Here is a 17,390-nt window from a genome sequence, read left to right as displayed (position 1 = left end):
GAAAATAGCGGTATCGGCGGGAAGGGCGACCACCGAGACATGATGCTGACCGGCGTCTTGCGGTCGCGTCGTCGTCCGGCCCGTACCCATTCGCAAAGCAAGCCGCGGAGGTTTTGCCGTGAACCGACGCATCACCGATCCGCCCCAATCTCGACCGGACGATCAGGGGGTCGTAACCGGCGGATGGTGGCACGAGGAAAACGGTCGGCTGATCTGCGACCTGTGCCCTCGGGAATGCTCCTTGGGCGAAGGACAGCGAGGCTTCTGCTTCGTGCGACAAAATCAAAACGGCCGAATCGTGCTGACCACCTACGGTCGCAGCACCGGTTTCTGCATCGACCCGATCGAAAAGAAGCCGCTCAATCACTTTTTCCCGGGAACGGCGGTGCTCTCCTTCGGCACGGCGGGGTGCAACCTGGGCTGCAAGTTCTGCCAGAACTGGTCTATTTCCAAATCGCGCGAAGTGCGGCAATTGAGCGAACAAGCCTCTCCCGAGGCGATCGCGCGGGCCGCTCGATCCCTCGACTGTCACAGTGTGGCCTACACCTACAACGACCCGATCATCTTCGCCGAGTACGCCATCGACACCGCCAAGGCCTGCCGGGAACTGGGAATCCGCAACGTGGCGGTCACGTCGGGCTACATCAGCGAGATCGCCAGGCCCGCCTTTTTCCGCCACATGGACGCCGCCAATGTCGATTTGAAGGGGTTTTCAGAGGATTTCTATCGCAATCTTTGCAGCGGGCATTTGCAGCCCGTCCTCGACACGCTCCGCTACCTTGTCCGCGAGACCGACGTCTGGGTGGAGATCACGACGCTGTTGATTCCCGGGGCGAACGAATCGGGCGACGAATTGAAGAGGATGTGCGACTGGATCGCGGACAACTTGGGCACGAGCGTGCCGCTTCATTTTACGGCTTTTCATCCCGATTTCCGCCTTCGAGATCGCGGCCCAACGCCGATCGAGACGTTGAACGCGGCATACGATATCGCCTGCGACGCGGGATTGAAGTATGTTTACACGGGCAATTGTTACGACCCGGTTCGCCAAAGCACCTATTGCGCGGCCTGCCGCCGCTGCGTCATCGAGCGAGAAGGGTACACGATCGGACGATACTTCTTGAAAGGCAATCGCTGCTTGCACTGCGGGGCGGAGGTTCACGGGCGATTCGATCCGACCGGACTTCCCGGGCGGTGGGGCAATCGCCGGCAACCGGTACCGATCGCGTTGTTCGCACAGGAGTGAGTGCGGCGCGGGGCCCGAAAGCCCGCGGTCGGCACGAAGACGGCGGTTTCATCCGCTGCGTTCGGGACGTCCGAAGCGCAGGCTCGACGCAACGCCGTCCCAGGACCGACAATCCGTCTCCTCTAACCAGCAAGGAGGTTTGCGATGGACTTCGAAACCCAAACCGGTCGCACGGAAAACGGTAACGACAAAGTGGTGCCGAACCCGCCCCAACTGTCGGCTTCGCAACGCGAGGCGGTGTTGCGGGCGGCGGCACGGTGGGTCGCCGATTTCGTCAACGGTCGGCCCGCAAGCGAAGCACCAACGCTGCCCGATGACGTCGCCTCGCTCCCGGTCTGGGGCATCTTCGTCAGCCTCAAACGCCAAAGCAAACTCCGTGCGTGCTGCGGTCGCCTGGGCGAGGGCATCCCGCTGGCAAAGGCGTTGTCTTCCGCGGCGGAACTCGCGGCCAAGCACGACTTGCGATTCCCGCCGATTCAGCCCGCCGAATTGCAGAGCCTTACGATCGAGGTCTGGCTGCTGTGGGGATTGGAGACGATACGCGAGAAGGGGGAAGATCGCGCTGGGGCGGTCGAAATCGGGCGGCACGGTCTGATGATTTCACGCGGCGGCTCTTCCGGGCTTCTACTGCCCGGCGTGGCGACGGAACACGGTTTCGACGCTCGGACGTTTCTGGAACAGGTCTGCGTGAAGGCGGGACTGCCGCGGAACGCCTGGCTCGAAGACAACGTCGATCTGAAACGATTCGAGGGCTACTCTCTCTCCGCAAACCTCGGCGAATTCTTGACCGACGACTCAGAAGCATCCGCAACGGCGGCGGCATCCGGTCCCGGGCGAGGGGACGTCGATCGCTTGGCCGCCTTGGCGCGGAACAACCTGGGGGCCTTGGCCTTCGGGGCGGTTCCCACTTGGTACGCCCCCAATCTTTACGATGGGCAAGTGCAAGGCGTGGTGCTTACCATCAAGACCGCCGATCAAGGGGAACGCGTGCTGGAGGCCGGTCGCGTTCTGCCCGCCGCGGAAATGCCCCTGCAAGCGACCCTCGCCGATTTGGTGCAGAGCGCCCTTTCCGGGCTTCAGTCGGTACGCCAAGACCCGCAATCCTTGGCCGCGCTTCGGGTCGGATTGACGGTCCTCCGCAATCCCCGGATGTTGGGTGCCGGTTCGGCCTGCGATCTGAAGGATTTCGACCCGCGAACGCAAGCCTTGGCCGCCGTGTGGCAGGATCGCTGGGCTGTGGTGTACGATCCCCAGGTGGCCAAGGAGGAGGTGCTCCGCCGGGTTTTGGCGCGGTTGCGATGTGCCGCCGTGGAGGACGCCGAGGTTTGGCGTCTGGATTGCCTGAGCACTGAACCGCACGTCGAACTGGGCAACGCCCGATTGCCGCTCGCCGGGGCATCCGTGCGACGTCCCGCCGTCGCCGGTCGATTCTATCCCGCCGACCCCGAGGAACTCTATACCATGCTCGACACCATGCTGCCGCGGGAACGCAGCAACGAGCATTGGGCCGGCGCCCTCGTGCCGCACGCGGGCTGGATCTACTCCGGCAAGCTCGCCGCTCGGGTCCTCGCCCGAATCAAGATCCCGCCCAAGGTGCTGATCTTCGGACCGAAGCACGTACCGCATGGCTCCGACTGGGCGGTGGCTCCGCATCGCACATGGGCGCTGCCCGGACTGAGTATGCATTCCGATCCCGACTTGGCCCGGCGGATCGCGGAATGCGTCCCCCCCTTCGAAGCCGACGCCGTGGCCCATGCCGCCGAGCACTGCATCGAGGTGCAACTCCCGATCCTGGCGCGGCTCGCCCCGGCCTCGCAAGTGGTCGGATTGGTGATGCGCGAGGGCGACTACGACATGCTGTGCCGGGCCGCCGACGCCTTGGCCAAGCTCTTGCAGTCGCTGCCCGAACTGCCGCTCCTGGTCGTCTCCACGGACATGCATCATTACTCGGACGACGCCGCTACCCGCAAATTGGACGCCGAAGCCCTGGAGGCCGTCCGCAATCTGGATGCTCGCCAATTGTGGGACACGGTCCGTCGCCGCGGCATCAAGATGTGCGGCTATCGCCCCACCGTGCTGGTCATGGAAACCCTCCGCCGTTTGGGAAAACTGAATCATTGCGAGCAGGTCGGTTATGCGACCAGCGCCGACGCCTCGGGCGACACGCGCGAGGTGGTCGGCTACGCCGGGCTTTTATGGAATTGAACGAGATCGACCGGAAACGGCGTCGCGGTCCGGCACGAACTCGCCGCTAGGAAATCGCACCATCGCAACGCCATAATGGGCCTATGAACGAGTCCTTCGATCCGTACCGAAAATGGTTGGGCATCCCCCCGGACGAACAACCGCCGCATCACTATCGACTGCTGGGAATCGCGCCCTTTGAAACGGACAGGGAGGTGATCCAAAACGCGGCCGATCGGCAGATGGGGCACGTTCGCCGTTTTCAGGCGGGTCCCTACGCGGTCGCCTGCCAAAAGTTGCTCAACGAACTGGCCGCCGCACGCGTTTGCTTGCTCGATCCTGTCCGCAAACGGGAATACGATCAGCGTCTGTTCGCGGAGTTTCAAGCTGCGGGAAAAGAGTTGCCGTATCCCGTGGCCGAGGCCTGGTCCCCCGAAGCCGACGAGCACGATTCCGGCGACAACGCCGATTTGCGGATCCGCCCCATCCCTCCCGCTCCGACCGCCGTTCGTTTCGCGGCCGAGTTGGAAGACTCGCCCGAGTCGTGGCGTTTCTCGGACCGAAACGCTGCGTCCGCCGATGGTCGGCGTCAACCGGCGCGCTTCATCTATCGCCGCCGCTCCGATCCGTGGAGAAGTCCGCTTACGCTGGCATTGCTGCTGGTATTGTTCCTGATAACGGCAACGGGCGGCATTCTGCTGGTGATCTTTCGGGAAGAGTTGTTTCGCTGATGACACTGCGGGAAAACCCCGCCGCGGCGAACAGCACGAGATGGACCTGCGGAATGATCGACATGTCGTGGAACATACCGTTGACGACATAGGCAATCATTACGCTACCCAAAAGCAAGGCCGCGCACCGGCTTTCGTGACCAGCCCGCCCCCCGAAAACCGTGCGCCACGCATCGCGGAACCACAGAGCGAGCATGAGCAGGAATCCCGCCAAACCCACGCCCCCGGTTTCTACCAGCAGTGAGAGAAACACGTTGTGTTGCGTGTACGGCCTCGCCCGCTCCAGGGGATATGGGCCCTCTCGCTCCGACAAATAAAACAGCTTTGCGCGATCGTATTGCCCGAGTCCGAAGCCGAACAGAGGTCGGTCGCCCGCCATCCGAAACGCAACGGCGGCCAAGATCGGACGAAGTCGGACGGATTCGGCGGCGGCGGAGGCGCTCAGGTCGCGATCGCGTTTCAATTCTAATACGCGACCGGAAAGCAGGACGCCCGAGACGATCGCCAGGGCGACGAACGTCGCCGCGGTGCGACGCCGCAACCGGGCCGGAACCATACCCGCCAGTAACCACAAGGCCGCCGCGCCTGCCGCGATCCAGACGCTTCGCGTGAGGGTGCAAGCCAAGCCGATTGCCAAGAAGCACCCGGCGGCTATCAGGACCACGCGTCCCCGCGGCGCAGCGTCCGGCCACAGCGCCCAGGCCGCGGACCACGCCAGGAGCAGCAACACGCCGTTGCCGATCGGATTGAGGAGCGGTCCGCGTGCTCGCCCGAAGAATTCCGCGTAGTCCGGCGAGGCGATATAGCGCGGAAACACCCAACTCCGCGCACCCGTCGTTTCGAACAACGCGATCAGGGTCAGATAGCATCCCAACACGACGCACGCGGCCAGGACGCCGCGAACCTGCTTCGCGTTGAATTGGGCGGTTCGTAGGGCCGAATACACGCCCAGCGGCAAAGCGTAGTAGAACAGCCAGCGCGACATGGCGGCCTGCACATCGCCGCCTGTTGCAGCGGTCACCGCGGCGGAAAAAGCCAAGTAACCCACCCACACGTAGGGAACCCAATCCGCGCCAGGCACATGGAAGTGAAACCGTCCAACACTCCACCGCGGGAAGCTCTCGCCGAGGCTCACGCCCTGGCCCCGTCGATCGTCGCTCGACGCGAGGCCGAGTGCTCCGGTCCGTTCGCGAAACGCGTCCTCCACGCGCGACGCCGACGAATTCGCTGAGCGGTTTCCGGGGCGAAGCCGCCACACCATCTGCACTACCATGACGACCCATAGCAGGCGGTCGATCGTGACCGGGATCGGGGAGACGTCCCAGTGGACGAAGGGATAGCCGAAGAATATCGCCGTGACGATCACGCCGGCGGCGGTCCAGGCGGGCCCTACTCGCGCCGCAAAGAGTCCGCCCCACACGGCCATCGCCGTCGCCGCCAAACCGACCAGGAAAACGAGATCGAAATGAGGGAGGGCATTCATAACGGCGGAACTCAACGAGTCGTGGACTGCTCCGCCGCCGCGCTGAGCAAGGCCCCGCTGAAGCTGACGGTCCCGTCGCCCTTGCCGGTCGGAAGAGGACCGTCCGAAGCGGTCCAAATCGCCAGCACGGCCTGCCGGGTCTCGGAAGGTTCCGACTGGGTTTGTGAATGCGTCTCGACGGGCGTCTTCGACGGCACGCTTTCCGAAACAACGGGCGTCATGCACGGTGAAACCGAGTCGGCTTCCTCCACCGTCGCCTCGGCGCTTCGCCGCTTTGCGACGGACGGCATGGACTGCGAAGCGATCGGCTTCACGAATGTTGCCGGGCAAGTCGCGTCTTCCACCGCGCCGGGACTCGGGACGCACCATGCCAGTACGCCGAATCCGAACACTAGGCCCGCGACCAAACCGGCAGCCAGGATGGCGGCACGCCCCGGACCAACCGGATCCAAGCCGGTTTCGGCACCCTCGATGGGGATCAAGAGTTGCGTCGATGTGACGGCCTCCGCCGCCAGTCGGGCATGCTCCATTCGTTGCCGCGCGTTCTGCAACACGGCCAACCGCTGCTCGCGCTCGCTCAAAAGATTCGTGTAGGCCACGCGCTGCGCCGCCAATTCGCGAATCTCTTCGTTGACCCCCGCGATGCGGGCCTGCAAGAGGTCCCGTTTTGCACGGAGATCGTCTCGCTCGCCTTCCAAGATCGAGACGAAGGCGGAAAGCTCCTCGACCAATCGACCGTGAATTTCACGCTCCGCCGACGCGGCGGCGACGACCTCGGGGTGCCGGTCCGTCATTCGCCCCCTGGCATCGGCCAATCGGACTTGAGCCTCCACCCAGGCTGTCTTCCACTGTTCGATGCTCGGCTCTCGCTTGATCAAGGCGTTGGCGGCGTCCAAGAGTCGCGAGGAATCCGTCACGGCGGAGCGAACGTCGCTCAGCAAGGTCTCCGTATCCGCAAGTTCGGTCTCCGCGGCTCGCAACTCCGCATTCAAGTCGGAAAGCCGCTTCGTCAAGGGCGTATCGCCGCCGGAACCCGTCGCCCAGGCCCTTAGTTCCGGTAACCTCGCCCCCAAATCCGTCTCCACGGCGGCCAATCGGTCGTTGACTCGCTGAAGTTCGGATTCCGCTGCGCGGACCGCTTCATCCCATTCCGCCGCGGCGGCGGTCGACCTTTCCCGCCGTAATGACCGCCACTTCAAATCGGCTTGGCGACAAAGGACCTCGGCCAGTTTCACGGCGCGAGTCTTGTCGCTATCTCTCACGTGCAGACAAAGGATGTCGGACGAACCGAGGTCGGCTCCTTCCGGCGGCGTCACCTTGATTACGCGACGCAACCGCTCGATACGTCGTGGATCGATGGTTTCCTTCGCCGCGTCCGCTGTTTTCGCTCCGGCGGGGCGATCCACTTCACGCAAGGTCGCCTCCAGGACCGCCCGGGATCGGAACAGTTCCAGCAGCGTTTCCTGAAGCGACTTCCGCTGATCGCCGTCCAACCACCGCGCGTCCCCTTCCGAAGCGGCCTCCTGCGCTCGCACGTTGACGGTCTGCACGGCCTCCCACTCGGTCGGTCGGACCACGACGTAGACCACCGTCGCCGCCCACACCATTGCCGCCGGAACCAACCATAAGGCGGGACGTCGACGCGCCAATTGCCAAAATCCGCTATTCGGTTGCCCTTGCGAAGCCGATGAGGGTCCACCGACGCCGCATCCCGCGGCCCAATCGACGCGCTCAGACGACAAGGAACTCGTGGAAGTGATCGACGATGATTCCATGCATGCAATCCTGAAACAACACGCCTTGAGAAACACGATCCGCCGCCGAAAACTCGGACTCGGTCTTCCAAAACCTAGCTCACTCACGACACGACACGCGACAAAGTACGACGATTTCCGCGCGGCCGCGGATGGATTAGATGGAGTGATCGCATCGACTTTGACGCCGAAGCATCCTGCGCGCGAAATACCGCTCCGCTCCGGTCCGCAATATTCTCATCTCAAACTTGCATTAGCGACCGCGTAACCCAAAATTTTCAAGGAATCCGCGAGGCGCCGCGATCAAGTCGCCGCGCGCAGGCTCACCTTCCTTTTTTGTTTTCCGCGGCAATCGGTGGAAGCAATATGAACATCGTCTTGGAGGCTCCCGAGATCGAGGCACCGCCCGGCGTTTCCCAAGGCGGTCGTGGCCGGATCGTGCATGTGCGATCGCGCGGCGAGGCCGAACGCTTCGCCCCAGCTTGGGACGCACTTGCCGGAAATCATCCCTTTCGAAGTCGAGCGTGGAACTTGCATTGGTGGGACGTGTACGGGCGGGAATCGCCGCGCAGTCGGTCCCTGGAGTTGTGCATCCTGGTTTGGCTGGACGATCACGACCAAGTCCGCGCCCTGGCGCCTTGGTACCTCCATCGCCATCCGCTTTGGGGGCGTTTGGTGCGTTTTCTGGGAGAGCATGAAGTATGCGGCGATTACTTGGGGCTTCTCTGCCGACCCGGTGACGAGGCCGCGACCGCCCGGCGATTCGCCGAGTATTTGCTCGGGAGGCGGTTGCCGGTGGACCATGCGGCCTCGCAGGACGGCCTATTTCGCGAATCGGGCTTCCGCCTCGCGGATTCGCCGTGTCCTCAATGGGACGTGCTGGAACTGACCGGCGTGGAGGTTTCGGAACCGACCGTCCGATACCTCGTGGAAACCTTGCGACAGGCGGGCTGCCTGGTGGACCATCGGCCTGCACCCAGCGGATGGCGGATTGACCTTCCCCAAGACTGGCCCGACTACCTGGCCGGCCTGTCCGCCAATGCCCGGCGACGGTTTCGCCGTCTTGAACGGCAGTATTTTCACGATCCCCGCCTGAGATTGCACCGCGTCGCATCTCAAGACGAGCTGCGCGAGGGATTCGCCGTTTTCGAGCGATTGCACCAGGCCCTGTGGAATAGTCGCGGACAGCCCGGTTGTTTTGCGTCCGAACGTTTTCGCAAATTTCACCTACGTTTCGCCCGCGACATCCTGGCCCAAGACCGACTGAACATGGTGTGGCTGGAATGGGAAGGCCGCCCGATCGTCGCGGAATATCAATTCCTTGCGGACGGCACGCTTTACACCTACCAGTCCGGCATGGATCCCCAGTGGAAGCACCTGTCGCCGGGCAACTTGGGAAACCTGCTGTGTATCGAAGACGCCATTCGTCGGGGATGCCGACACTACGATTTCTGTCGCGGCGACGAACCGTACAAGGCGTATTTGGGAGCACAACCGCGACCGATGGGCGAGTGGCGGATTGCCGCCCCCCGTGTCGTTCCGCGATTGCGACTCCGCTTGTGGCAATGGGCCAAGTCGGCACGCAAATTCGCGCGGCAACTCGCGGAAAGACGGACTTCGCGCGACTCGAGTCCAGTGCCCGACGGCGATGACGCCCCGCGCGCCGCTTCGGCGCCGGGCGACTCGGACGGGACTCCGCTTCCGCCGGAATGACGTGGGCCGCGCGAAGTCCGAACTCCAAGGAAAGGCGTACTCACGAAAGCACCAGCCATGCGAGAACAGTGGAGAATGTTGGCTTTGGCGGCCTACTATTGGGCCACGCTTCCGATGCGCAAGCGGCGACTGAGACGGTGGGCGTTCTCCGGAACGGCGCCGATTACCATCTTGTTCTACCACCGCGTTCATGAAGACCGCGCGACGCCTTGGACCACGCATCCGCGAGCCTTTCGTCGTCAAATGAATTGGCTTTTGGAGCATGCCGATTTGATATCGCTCCAAGAGGCGCAGGCGCGTCTTGTCGCCGGCAATTTCGGTAATCGGCCCGCCGTGGCGGTCACGTTCGACGACGGCTATGAAGACAACCTGCGAGAGGCCCTGCCGCTGCTTATCGAGCACGCCGTTCCCTGCACCTACTTCGTCACGGCGGAGAACGTGCTCCGCGGTAAGGCCTTCGAGCATGACGCCCTCTTCGGCGTCGCTCCCCTGCCGCACACGCCCGCTCAGGTTCGCGACTTGGCTGCATCGGGCGTGGAGATCGGTTCCCACGCATGGAGCCATTGCGACTTCGGCGCCCTGAGCGCGGACGAAACGCAGCGGCAATTGACCGATTCGCGGCGTGCTTTGGAAGACATCACTGCGGCCCCCGTGGTGCGTTTCGCTTTCCCCTTCGGACGGCCCGAGAATTCTCCCCCGACGGCGATCGCCGCCGCCCGGCGGTGCGGCTATGTCGCCGTATGTACGGCCCACGGCGGTTACAACGTGCCGAGGTGCGAAGGCTTCCTGCTTCGCCGCTTTCACGGCGACGACCCGTGGGTTCGCATGGTCAATCGGGTCACGGTGGACCTGCGTCTGATGAGATTGTCCGAGCGGTTCTCACCGATAAACGCGCTGGAACCTCCACATCCGGGAGCGCCCGCCAATGTGACGGATGCGTCGGCGATCGAACGGACGGCGCTGCCCGTCTCCTGTCCGCTCGAGGAACCCGCCGCGTCACCTTTCGGTCTCGAGACGTCCGCCAACGGTTCGGCGTCTTCCTGCGACGTCACCGTTCACTCATAGCCTTGTGTTCAATCCTTCCATGAGCACCGCCGACCACACCGCCGCCCCTTATTCCGCGCCGCGAAAGGCCGCGGAAAACTCGCCGTCCGCATCTTCGGATGCGCTTCGCGGCGTTTGGAATTCCTTGGCGGGCAGCGTGATGATCGTGATGGCCGCCGCCGTGCTTCAGCGGGCGGTGGGATTCGTTCGGGCGGCGTGGTTTTGTCGCCGCTTGGACCCGGAAGAATTGGGACTGTGGGACGCTTCCTTCGGCTTCCTGATGACGGCGGGGCCCCTGATCGTCCTGGCGCTGGCCGGTTCTCTCGGGAGGTACGTGGAGCACTATCGCCAACGAGGACGCCTGCGGACCTTCATTCGACGAACGGCGACGGCTTACGCGATCCTGGCCGTTTTGGGAACGGCGGTCGTATTCGTGGCCGCCAACCCGCTGGCCCGCCTGCTGTTCAATGATCCCGCCCAGGCGGGTACCGTCCGTCTCTTGGCCGGAGTCTTGTTGGCCGTCGCGGCGTTCAACTTCATGTACGAACTGATGACGGCCCTGCGACGCACCGCCTGGATCGCCGGTTTGCAACTGGCGAACAGTTTGCTTTTTGCGGGGATCGCCGTGGGCCTGCTCTTGGCCTGGAAAAATACGGCCCTTAGCGTCATGCTCGCCTACGGAGCGGCCTGCGCCCTCACCGCCGCTGCGGCGACCTTGTGGGGACTGCGGGGCAACCCCTTCGCCGACGCAACCTCGGCGACGCCGCTGGGACATCGCGAGTTTTGGTCCAAGATTCTGCTCTTCAGCGTCTCCATTTGGGCGGCCTCGACCGTCTCGAATCTATTCGAGACCGCCGACCGCTACATGGTTTTGCACCTATTGCCGGAAGGCCCTGCGGCGGCGCTGGCCCGCTTGGGCGACTATCACGCCGCGCGCTTGGTTCCCACCTTGATGGTCTCGCTGGCCGCCATGACCGCCGCGATCGCAGTCCCCCATTTGAGTCGCGAGTGGGAATCGGGCAACCGCCAGGCCGTGGGCTTGCAATTGCGATTGCTCCTGAAATTATTCGCAGGATTGCTCTGCCTAGGCTCGGCCCTTTTGCTGGCGGTAGCGCCGTGGGTGTTCGGAGTCCTCTTCGCCGGCAAGTATCCGGGGGGACTCGAGATTCTGCCTCTTACCATCACCTATTGCCTCTGGTACGCGATGTTCGTCATTTTGCAGAACTATTTGATCTGCTGGGAGAAGGCATCCCTCGCCGGCGCGGCTTTGGCGGCGGGACTGGCCGTCAACGTGGCCTTGAACGCCGTCTTGCTGCCGGCCTTCGGCTTGTTCGGCGCCGTGGTCGCCACCGCGGCGGCCAATCTGACCGCACTTTTGCTCCTGGCCGCCGTTTGCCGACGTCTGGGCTGGCAGTTCGACCGCGGAATCGCCCTCGTTTTCGCGCTGCCTCTATTCGCCTTGGCGGGTCCGCTGCCGTTGTCGGCGGCGCTGGCCGTTTCGGTCGCCTGGGCATGGCGCGGTCGCACGCTCTTCAGCCCGGAGGAGAAGCGGATCATTGCCGACTACCTCGCGCGTCTCGGCATCGGGCGACCGATGCTCGGCTCGGATCGTCGCGAAGATTCAGGGGAGTCCAAGGCCGCGGACGGCGCCTTCCATCGGGACGACGCCTGCAAGCCCGCCCCAACACTTGATCGAGGCGTCGAGGCCGATTCGCCCCAGAGTTCGCAAGCCCATCCCGAATCGGTCGAGAGTACCGGAAGCACGGCGCCCACCTGTCACGAAAGGAAAAGTATGTCCGGCATCCATCCGGAACCGTCCCGTGCCTCGCGAGGCCTGTTTCGGCTTCGTCGCGGCCACGCACCGCTGGGAAGTCGCGGATCGCTCCGCGTGATGTTCGTCATTACGTGCATGCCCGTGGGAGGCGCCGAGACCCTGCTGGTGGAAATCGTGCGGCGATTGGACCGCCGGTTGTTCGCACCGGAATTGTGTTGCCTGAAATACCGGGGACCGCTCGGGGAGGTGCTTGGCCAAGAGGTGCCGACCTTCTCCGGTCTCTTGGCCCACAAGTACGACTTTCGCGTTCTGCCGCGATTGACTCGGCTGATGCGGCAGCGCCGGATCGACGCCGTCATTACCGTGGGGACGGGCGGGGACAAGATGTTCTGGGGTCGGTTGGCGGCCTATTTGGCGGGAGTTCCCGTCATCGCGTCGGCGCTCCATTCCACCGGCTTGCCCGACCGCGTCGAGTTCTTGAATCGCCTGTTGGCGCCCATTACCGACGCGTTCATCGCGGTCGCCGAAAGTCACGCGCAATACCTGGCGGAACACGAAGGTTGTCCTCGGTCCCGGGTCGAAGTCGTCGCCAACGGCGTGGATACCCTGCGATTCCGCCCGATGCCGCCCGATCGGCAATTGCGTCGATCCCTGGGCGCCGAGGATGGCGATCACGTCGCGGCGATCGTAGCGGCATTGCGTCCCGAGAAGAACCACGAGCTATTCCTCCGCGCCGCCGTCCGCGTCTTCGCTCAGGATCGCGCCGCTCGCTTTTGGATCATCGGCGACGGACCCCGCCGTGAAGCCTTGGAAAGATTGAGTGCGACGTTGCTGCCGCCGGGCATCGTTCGGTTCTTGGGAACGCGGAGCGACGTACCCGACCTCCTGTCGTGTGCGGACGTGGCGGTGCTGAGTTCGCACATGGAGGCGAACCCGCTCTCGATCTTGGAGGCCATGGCCTGCGGCAAGCCCGTAGTCGCCACACAGGTCGGTTCCATACCCGAAAACGTCGTCGACGGCGTGCACGGTTTCTTGGTGCCGCCGGGAGACGCCGAGATGCTGGCCGATCGCTGCCTGGAACTGCTTCGCAACCCGCACCTGGCTCGCGTGATGGGAATGGCGGGCCATCAGCGGGTGACGCAGCGGGCCTCCATCGAGCGAACGGTGCGGGGGTACGAAGACCTGATCTTGCGGATCTACGCGGCGAAATGCGGCGGGAACGTTCCGGAGCGTCCATCTCCGATTCCGCAAGCCGCATCGCAATCATGTGCAAAAGCGGAAACGACGACGACTCTCCCGTTGGGCGACGACCGCCCCTCCATCGAAGTGATACCCGTCTCGCTCTGAAGAATATCCGCGGAGGACACGCTCACCGTTGGCTTTGGGCCGTGACAGGCAAGCGACGGCGAAACCCCGAGTAGCGAATAAGCTAGACTTGCGCAGGGCCAAAGCGGCGGGCGACTCGATCATCAGGGGATCGGGATACGACCTTGTTGAAATAACGGTCCGGGGTGCTTCGACCCGGCCAATCGGGCAGGAAGAAGGTTGGTCATGGTGTGGCTGTTCTTCATCGTGGTAACCACGCTGAACCTCCTGTTGGGCGTCGCCACCGCGATGTACCTCCGTCGTCAAATTGAGCTTATGCAGGCGGCGGAGGCCGAGGAACAAGCCCGGGAGACCAAAAACGCTCGCGGCGGACCAAGCCGGGCCAAAGCAGACCGACGCGAGGCACCTCCGGAAACGGAAGCCACGCCCTTCTCTTCGCCCGGCAATCCGACCGACGACCCGGACGAAGAAGCCCCCGCCGACCTCGCAGAATTGCGAAAATCGCTGGGATTGTCGGATTCGGATTCTTCGACCTCCGATTCCGGGCGAACGGAAACCGACCCCAACATCGAAAACGAACCGCCGCCCGAAGGCGAGGTTGCGGCGGACAATTGGGCGGCGTTCGCTGCGGACATTGCGACCACCGCCGTGCCGCCGGGGTTCTTGGAGCAGGCTTCGCCGGAGGGGCCTTCGGCCGACGGCGGTACGGAAGCGTCTTCGTCCGAGCAATCGCCACCAATGGACGACCTCGAAGACGAAGCCCCACAGACGGTGAACGACCAAGAGAGTGAATCGCCCGAGACCACCTGCCGGGATATCGAATTTCTGGCAACGGCCCTGAGACGCAACGCAGCCTGGGAAACCAGCCTGGTCGATCTGGATGAGGAGTTGCGACGAGCGGAGACGGCGAGCACCGCCGAAGTGGCCGATCACTGGAATCGCATTCTGCAACTGGGGCAAAAATACTTAGACGAATTGTCCGCCCTCCGCGAGCAGTTTCGGAGGGAGGACTCTCCGCCGCCCGACGTCGCCCTGGTTCACGAGGAGCTTTGGGCCGACTGGGACGCCGCCGTCGCCGAGATGCAGACCGCGGCCAAAGAGCTTTCGCTGCTGGACGCTCGCGGCGAGCCGGGGGCAACGCGGCGCCAATTGCGAGTCCTTCTAAATCGCCTGCTGTGCGCGTCGTATCGACTGCGGGATCGTATGCAAGCGGCTTACGCCGCACGCGCCGTGTGCGAAGACATGGCATTGGCCACCGTCCCCGGTCCACGCACCGATGAAGGCACGGAATACTTGACGCCGTTGGGTTTGCAAATGCACCTTGCCCCGTGGTGGCAGGCGTTCGGCCGACAGCGTCGTCCCTTGCTTGCCGCCCACTTGGATGCCGACCGCATCCGCGATTGGAATGACCGCCTCGGACATCCGGCGGTGGATGAGATCGCGGCGAGCCTCGCCGGTTTCATTCGCGAGATTCCGCGTCAAGAGGTGGTCTTTGCGCGAGTCGGGGTCGCCGGATTCCTGCTGCTGAGCAGCGAAATGGATGCCCGAGGCTGGACTCAACTGGTGGAGAAGATCCGGCAATCGGTGGAAACGGCGACCTTCGAATACCAGGGACAATCGGTTCAGCTCACGATCGCCGCCGCCGTCACCGAATTGACCGGCGACGATACCTCGCACACGTTCTTCGAACGCCTACGAGGGGCCTTGGCGGAAGCCAAAAAAGCGGGCGGAAACCGCACCTATTCCGACTATGGACGCGGGCCGACGCCGGTCGTCCCTGCCAACATCCACGTCCGCGAACGGACCGTTCACGTGGAATCTCCGGAGGTCGAGACCGTGGCCGCGGAGTCCTGACCGCCGATCGGGTGCGACGACGTTCCGTTCGGGCGAAGCCCCGCCGCCTGCCGAAGAGTCTCTCGGACTCTCGCGCGACGCACCAAGAATGCCAGCACGAGGAAATCGTATCCCGCATGCGCGACCGCAGGCACAAGCAGATTTCCGCTCAACTCGAAACAGAGGCCCAAATAAGCCCCCAACACGGTCGCCCCGACGACATATAGCCGAGTCAGCGGATGGGCAAGGCCGAAGAGCAGAGCGGCAACGAGCAGGGCGGCGGCACTCGCCGCGGTCGAGGGCAAACCCCAAGCGGTAAGAACGTGAGTCAACCCCTGCTGCAATAGGCCGCGAAACAGCAATTCCTCGCCCCAACCCGCCGCCACGGAAAGGGCCAAGAGATGCCACGCGCGACAGCGGAGAAACAGGGGGGCAATCACGTCGTCCAAAAAGTCGCGGAGTTCCTGCCAGGGTTTGCCCCGGGCCTGCAACGCCATGCCCGCCATCGCCAACATGGGAACGACGGCGGCGCCGCCCCACGCAAGCCCCTGCCAAGTCCAACGCCAGCGGGAAAAAGGGTCCCTTCCCACGAGAAACCCGACGGACCACGCCAGCAGTCCCAGAGCCAATTCGAAACCCGCCCCCACGATCAAGATTCGAAGGGGAGCCGGGGCGGTCGCGAAGGTGTTGAGAGGGGGAAACGGGGGCGTCGGGCGCATGCGTTCATTGTGGGCGGCAAAGAGGTGAGAAAAAAGCCGCCCGGCGCCCAAACCGCCCAGCAATCCCGTCTCGCAGCAAGGCTTCGCGTCCCACTTACTTTGCAGGCAAAGCGGGCGACTTTCTTTCCAGCGTGGCGAGGTCGCCCAGGCAATCCTTCAGTCCGCCCTCGGTCAACCATCGACGGGCCTCGGCGTCTTCTCGCAAGTAGGCGTCCCAAAACGCCAGACTTGCCGCCAGGATCAAACGATGGAATTCGGCGTCCTTCGAGCGTTCCGAAAGTCGTCCCAGCATGCCGCTGCGACCGCCGAAGATCATATGATCGCCGCCGCGGAAGATGATGAGGAATTGCTCGGCGTGCTCGATGCGGTCAAAAGGAATGCGACGATCCGCCGCCCGCGTCCCGCCGATCGGACTATCGTCCAGCGTCCCCGTCATGTGCATCAAGGGGACGCGAATGGCGGCATAGTCTTGATCGAGATTGAGTCGCCACGCGGGCACCGGCGCACTCATGGGAATGGCTGCCCGAATGCGCGGGTCGGAATGATCGGCCCGAGGCATTCCCACCAATTGGCCGACCGCGGCCAAGGTCGTCAAGGCGCCGAACGAGTGCCCCGCCATGCCGATGCGATCGAGATCCAACCGCCCGGCAAGAGGATTTGGTTCGCCGTCCAACTTCGCAGATCGATGCAACTCGGTAAGCTGATCCAATGCGAATTTGACGTCTTGGTAGCGATCCTGCGCAGCACGGGGATTGCGAGACGCTTCGCGGAGCCGATCCATGATCTCGGACGCGGGACTCCCCCGCCAAACCGAATCATCGCTTCCGGAGTGCTGAATGTGGACGGAGACGTACCCGTGGCTCGCCCAATTCCGTCCGAGAAAGGCATAACCTTGCCGAGATCCCCCCAATCCGTGGGAAAACAAGATGACCGGGAGTTTTCCCGCCACGTCATCCGGGAAATATACCTTGACCGGAATAATTCTCGATCTCGCTCTGTCTTCCCAGTTTATCAGGAGCGAACGGACCTCGTACGGACCTTCTTTGCCGGAGTAGCGATCTTTAAGCGAGACAGGTGCATCACTTTGACTACCGATTAAGGATTGTGGCATCATCGTTGAAAGTGCAAGCATCAAGACGGCGGATACAGTCGGGCAAAAACGCATGGCTTCATGTCATCCTAACGATCGGGGGAAGTGCCGCCGTCGGCTTCGGGACGGTGGCGCATTCCGGACTTGCCGGCGGCAACGCGAGGAAATCCGGCAGCAAAAGCTCCCCGTTTGCAAGATCGCGCCGTCGGATACAATAGATCTTTTCCCGGAACGAGCGGTATTGCAACCCGGCGGGACGTTTTCAAGGATCGCGAACATGGCCAAAGGCGGCAAAAAGAAGAAAGCGGAGACGGTTTTCCTGGTTTGTGAGGAAACCGGCGACATGAATTATGCGCTTCGGCGCAAGCCGGGAGGCGAGAAGCTGCGACTGAAGAAGTATTGTCCGCGGCTTCGACGCCACACCGTCCATGTCGAAAAGAAGAAGTAAGCTCGATCCATCGGCTCGGCGTGATCCGGTCACGGTCCGTTGAAC

The 17,390-nt window shown here is 63.4% G+C and carries 13 protein-coding genes; 9 read left to right on the top strand and 4 right to left on the bottom strand.

The annotated features are described in order from the left end of the window. Nucleotides 1-118 precede the first annotated feature (118 nt). From amrS to ACYQ6J_RS17495, 3 genes are all read left to right on the top strand, one after another. Nucleotides 119-1,246, top strand: a complete 1,128-nt coding sequence (gene amrS / locus ACYQ6J_RS17505; protein WP_460185488.1) for an AmmeMemoRadiSam system radical SAM enzyme — start codon at nt 119-121, stop codon at nt 1,244-1,246. A gap of 144 nt (nt 1,247-1,390) precedes the next feature. Continuing rightward, nucleotides 1,391-3,451 carry an AmmeMemoRadiSam system protein B gene (gene amrB / locus ACYQ6J_RS17500; RefSeq protein ID WP_460185487.1) on the top strand — a complete coding sequence of 687 codons (2,061 nt, stop codon included), beginning with the start codon at nt 1,391-1,393 and terminating at the stop codon, nt 3,449-3,451. An 83-nt stretch (nt 3,452-3,534) separates the two neighbouring features. Next, on the top strand, nt 3,535-4,161 hold the full coding sequence (locus ACYQ6J_RS17495) for a hypothetical protein (protein ID WP_460185486.1): 627 nt from the start codon (nt 3,535-3,537) through the stop codon (nt 4,159-4,161). Here the strand turns inward: ACYQ6J_RS17495 and ACYQ6J_RS17490 are convergent. Both ACYQ6J_RS17490 and ACYQ6J_RS17485 read right to left on the bottom strand, forming a co-directional pair. Next, nucleotides 4,073-5,644 (bottom strand): O-antigen ligase family protein, encoded by a 1,572-nt coding sequence (locus ACYQ6J_RS17490; RefSeq protein ID WP_460185485.1) that lies wholly within the window; start codon nt 5,642-5,644, stop codon nt 4,073-4,075. The two genes, ACYQ6J_RS17495 and ACYQ6J_RS17490, sit on opposite strands and share 89 nt — an antisense overlap. Nucleotides 5,645-5,655: 11 nt before the next feature. Next, entirely contained in the window at nt 5,656-7,293 is a 1,638-nt protein-coding gene (locus tag ACYQ6J_RS17485) for a GumC family protein (protein WP_460185484.1), read from the bottom strand. Between the two features lie 100 nt (nt 7,294-7,393). Here ACYQ6J_RS17485 and ACYQ6J_RS17480 point away from each other — a divergent pair, with 100 nt between their 5' ends. The 5 genes from ACYQ6J_RS17480 (at nt 7,394) to ACYQ6J_RS17460 (ending at nt 15,109) form a co-directional block, all read left to right on the top strand. Beyond that, nucleotides 7,394-7,666 (top strand): hypothetical protein, encoded by a 273-nt coding sequence (locus ACYQ6J_RS17480; protein WP_460185483.1) that lies wholly within the window; start codon nt 7,394-7,396, stop codon nt 7,664-7,666. 98 nt (nt 7,667-7,764) lie between these two features. After that, on the top strand, nt 7,765-9,111 hold the full coding sequence (locus tag ACYQ6J_RS17475) for a GNAT family N-acetyltransferase (protein ID WP_460185482.1): 1,347 nt from the start codon (nt 7,765-7,767) through the stop codon (nt 9,109-9,111). Nucleotides 9,112-9,168: 57 nt separating this feature from the next. Further along, a complete protein-coding gene (locus tag ACYQ6J_RS17470) occupies nt 9,169-10,176 on the top strand; it encodes a polysaccharide deacetylase family protein (RefSeq protein WP_460185481.1) in 1,008 nt (335 codons plus the stop codon). A gap of 19 nt (nt 10,177-10,195) precedes the next feature. After that, nucleotides 10,196-13,276, top strand: coding sequence for a glycosyltransferase (locus tag ACYQ6J_RS17465; RefSeq protein WP_460185480.1), 3,081 nt, complete (start codon nt 10,196-10,198; stop codon nt 13,274-13,276). Nucleotides 13,277-13,480: 204 nt separating this feature from the next. After that, the gene (locus ACYQ6J_RS17460; protein ID WP_460185479.1) at nt 13,481-15,109 is read left to right on the top strand and encodes a GGDEF domain-containing protein; all 1,629 of its coding nucleotides are present in this window, start codon (nt 13,481-13,483) and stop codon (nt 15,107-15,109) included. On the opposite strand, the gene ACYQ6J_RS17455 is transcribed toward ACYQ6J_RS17460, so the two are convergent. Beyond that, nucleotides 15,064-15,870 carry a CPBP family intramembrane glutamic endopeptidase gene (locus ACYQ6J_RS17455; protein WP_460185478.1) on the bottom strand — a complete coding sequence of 269 codons (807 nt, stop codon included), beginning with the start codon at nt 15,868-15,870 and terminating at the stop codon, nt 15,064-15,066. The genes ACYQ6J_RS17460 and ACYQ6J_RS17455 overlap by 46 nt on opposite strands. A 31-nt stretch (nt 15,871-15,901) precedes the next feature. Then, complete coding sequence (locus ACYQ6J_RS17450; RefSeq protein WP_460185477.1) at nt 15,902-16,756, bottom strand: alpha/beta hydrolase family protein; 855 nt, start codon at nt 16,754-16,756, stop codon at nt 15,902-15,904. A 418-nt stretch (nt 16,757-17,174) separates the two neighbouring features. Here ACYQ6J_RS17450 and rpmG point away from each other — a divergent pair, with 418 nt between their 5' ends. Further along, nucleotides 17,175-17,345, top strand: coding sequence for a 50S ribosomal protein L33 (gene rpmG / locus ACYQ6J_RS17445; RefSeq protein WP_460185476.1), 171 nt, complete (start codon nt 17,175-17,177; stop codon nt 17,343-17,345). Nucleotides 17,346-17,390: the final 45 nt, after the last annotated feature.

Source organism: Thermopirellula anaerolimosa (assembly GCF_054657335.1).
The sequence above is the reverse complement of the archived record's forward strand: the minus strand, read 5'-3'. Positions and strand labels throughout refer to the sequence as shown.